Source organism: Dietzia sp. DQ11-44, assembly GCF_014145205.1.
GTDB lineage: Bacteria > Actinomycetota > Actinomycetes > Mycobacteriales > Mycobacteriaceae > Dietzia > Dietzia natronolimnaea.
The window spans coordinates 1-3,294 of sequence record NZ_JAALEC010000406.1; the positions used below are offsets into that span (position 1 = coordinate 1).

4 protein-coding genes are annotated in these 3,294 nt (G+C 70.1%); all 4 read left to right on the plus strand.

The window, feature by feature from the left end:
• Positions 1-609, plus strand: a 609-nt coding sequence (locus G6018_RS10645) for a helix-turn-helix domain-containing protein (protein ID WP_182639566.1), incomplete at its 5' end; no start/stop codon positions are given.
• Positions 610-1,058: 449 nt separating this feature from the next.
• Complete coding sequence (locus tag G6018_RS17140) at positions 1,059-1,697, plus strand: SipW-dependent-type signal peptide-containing protein (protein WP_206682373.1); 639 nt, start codon at positions 1,059-1,061, stop codon at positions 1,695-1,697.
• 55 nt (positions 1,698-1,752) lie between these two features.
• On the plus strand, positions 1,753-2,331 hold the full coding sequence (locus G6018_RS10655; RefSeq protein ID WP_347237853.1) for a signal peptidase I: 579 nt from the start codon (positions 1,753-1,755) through the stop codon (positions 2,329-2,331).
• On the plus strand, positions 2,328-3,294 hold a 967-nt coding region (locus tag G6018_RS10660; RefSeq protein ID WP_182639567.1), incomplete at its 3' end, for a hypothetical protein. The genes G6018_RS10655 and G6018_RS10660, both read left to right, overlap by 4 nt.

Consider the following 3,294-nt stretch of genomic DNA (forward strand, 5'->3'; position numbering starts at 1 on the left):
TCCCCCGCCGATACACGGATGTCCCGGGCTCTACAGACGGAGTGCCGGTCGCTCGCCCGGGCCGACGGCGGGCTGGTGACCACCTACGGCGACCGCGCGGTGATGCTCCTGCCCGGGTCGGATGCCGGTGAGACAGCCCGCGACGTGGCGACCCGGCTCAGCCCTCACTCGGCGACCGTGGGCGCATCCGGCCCGACCGGAGACCTGGCGGCCGTGACCGACCACGTCGAGCGGGCCCGGCGCGCCGCGCAGCTGCTCGTCGCGCTGGGACGCGCCGGCGAGGGGGCGGCCACCGAGGAGCTCGGCCTGTACGGGCTGCTGTTCAGTGAGGTCGACCGCGGTGACGTCACGCAGTTCATCGAGCGCAACCTCGGGCCGATCCGCGGGTACGACCGCGACCGCGGAACCGCCCTGCTGGAGACCCTGAGGGCCTGGTTTGCCGCCGACGCCAGCCCCTCGGGCACCGCCGACCGGCTCTACGTCCACGTCAACACCGTGTACCAGCGGCTCGACCGCCTCGATTCGGTTCTCGGGACCGGATGGCGCCGCGGCGATCGCGCGATGGAGCTTCGCCTGGCTCTACGGATGTGGGAGTTGCGCGGCTCCTGAGCGCGGTCCGTCCTCGCTCCTGTTCACCCCTCCCCCGCAACGCCGCGGTTGGCGGACCTCTCGCCGGGATTTCGGCTCTGGGACCTGCGAGATGCCCGCCAAGTGGGGCTGTCACCTGAGTCGGGTGCCGCGGCCGGGCTGGATGCCTCGTCGTCGCGTGTCGTTGTTGCTGTCGTCGTCGCTGCCGTCGCGATCCGTCTCAGGCCTCCGACAGTCCTGGCACAGCGTCCAAATAGGGCTGCGACCTCCCAATACCTCGCAGCATGGAAGATGAGACACATGTCAGGTTCCCTGTTGAACTGCACTTTTGGTGCGAATCGCGAAACTGTGACGTTGTTTACAAAACCGTTACTTCCGTTTACTACCGGCCAGTAGGTAAACGATAATAAATGCGATACGTCAACAAGAGTGTTGGCGCCCACCCTCACCTCCACCGGAAAGGCCCACCCATGAGCACCACGCCCCAGACCTCCCCGACTGCCTCGCCGAAGCAGAACCGCCGCAAGAAGACCCGCGCCATCATGGCCTCCGGTCTGGTGCTCGGCGTCGGTGCCGCGGTGACCCTGGCCGCCTGGTCCGACACGGCGTGGGGCGTGAGCGAGTTCGGTACCACGGGCAGCGACTTCAACATCCAGGCCCACTTCAACGCCACCGAGGGGTGGAACGAGTTCGTCACCAAGGACAAGGCCGGCACCATGCAGTTCGGACCCGCCTCCAAGGCCCTGGTCCCGGGAGTGCCCGTCTACCAGCTGGTGGGCCTGCACGAGAACAAGGGAAAGCTCGGCGCGGATGTCACCATCGCGCAGCAGAGCGTCGCCTCCAACGCGCTGACCAGCAAGGTCGCCGTGTCGATCGCCGAGCTCGGCGGTGGCTCGACCCCGCCGTCCAACTGCTCCGCTGCCGCCACCAACTTCAAGCCCGCCGGCACACTCGCCGCCCCCACGACCTCCACGACCCGCGTGGAGAAGAACGACTACAAGTGGCTGTGCCTGCGCGCCGAGCTGGCCCCGACCGCCGGACTGGATTCCGCCGGCATCGCGCCCGCCCCCGTGTTCTGGAACTTCGACGCGCAGAGCGACGACGCCTGACCCGCGACGACCAACTGATCCGAGACCGACGAACGACACGCGAGAGGTGATGGCCGTGCAGACCGCAGCAACGATGTCCCACAGCGGAACCCCGGCCCGCACCGCGGGAGCGCACCGCGCCCCCGGCAGGTCATTCGGCTCCTACCTCGCCGGCGGGCTGGCCAATCTGCTCGCCGCCGGCGGGGTGGTGGCGGTCGGTCTCGTGATCGCGGCGGTGACGATGAACATCACGCTCATCATGTTCAAGACCGGGTCCATGTCCCCCACGATCCCCACCGGCTCCGTCGCCGTGGTCAAGGAGATCAGTGCGGACGAGATCCGGGTGGGCGACGTCGTCACCGTCGACCGTCCCGGCCGGCTGCCCGTCACCCACCGGGTGATCGAGGTCCATCCGCAGGTGCCCGGCGAGGCGCTCATCCTGATGCAGGGCGACGCCAATCCGAACCCCGATCCGGGGATGTACCGGGTCGAGAGCGTCCGCAAGGTGCTGTGGTCGGTGCCCGGGCTGGCGAACGTGATCGTCTGGGCCGGGAACCCGCTGGTCCTGGGTTCGATCACCCTGCTCGCCGCGCTCGGGGTCCTGTGGACCTTCTGGCCGGGGCGCGATGACGACGACGACGAGGTCGGGCGGTGACCCTCCGGCAGCATCCGGTGCGGGCGCTCGTGGCGGTCCTCGGCGCCCTCGCCCTGCTCCTGACGACGGCCCTGGCACTCGGTTCGATCCGGCCCACCGAGGCGACGTGGTCCGACAGCGCAGTGGGCGCGGCCGAGTTCGGGGCCGCCAATCCGCACCAGAACACGCGCTTCGCCCGCGCGATGTCGACCTTCGGCCAGATGGAACGAGCGGTCCGGGACAGCGACGTCGGCGCCGTCACCGCCTTCCGCCAGAGCCCCGACACGTCCCGCCAGGTCGTCGGTCCGGCGACGCACAGCAGCACCGGCTCCTTTCCCACTTTCCTGCTCCCCCTGACCACCGTGGGATTCTCGTGCTCGACGCTCGATGCGCAGTCGCGGTGCGAGAACGGGAACCCCACCGGCGTGGCCGCCGCCACCGCCGGCGCGGTCTCCGAGACCCGATCTCTGGACGTGCGGACGGCCAGCATCCTGGGGGCGGACCTGGTCAGCTACTCGGGCAGGAACCCGATTCGCGCGACCGCGGCCTGCTCCCCCACCGCCGGGGCGGCGACCCTGAGCTCGGACGGGCCGGTGATCCTGGGGCGGAACGGTCTCTTCGAGCAGGAGGTCCGCGTGGCGATGCCCGGTCCGAACTCGGAGCAGACGGGGTACCGGAGCTGGGGCAGCTACGACTACGTCGCCACCCTCCAGCACGTGAGGAAGGAGGGTCCCGGATACGCCCTGTCCCAGCTGCGGCTGCGCGTCAATGCCACCGGCACGGGCGGCGCCGAACGCTGGAACCTCACCCTGATCCTCGCTCACGCCGAGTGTGGGGTCGACCGGGCTGCCACGGCCGCCCCCACCCGCCCCCACAGCGGAGAATGGCCGATCCTCTCGGCACAGACCAACCGGATGATGGTCGCCCAGGCCGACGCGCCGGTCGCCACGCCGTCCGAGGTCGCCGCCGCCGACGGCCGCGAGG

Coding starts and splice junctions, on each gene's coding strand:
- G6018_RS17140 (WP_206682373.1), top strand. CDS start 1,059: ATGAGCACCACGCCCCAGACCTCCCCGACTGCCTCGCCGAAGCAGAAC.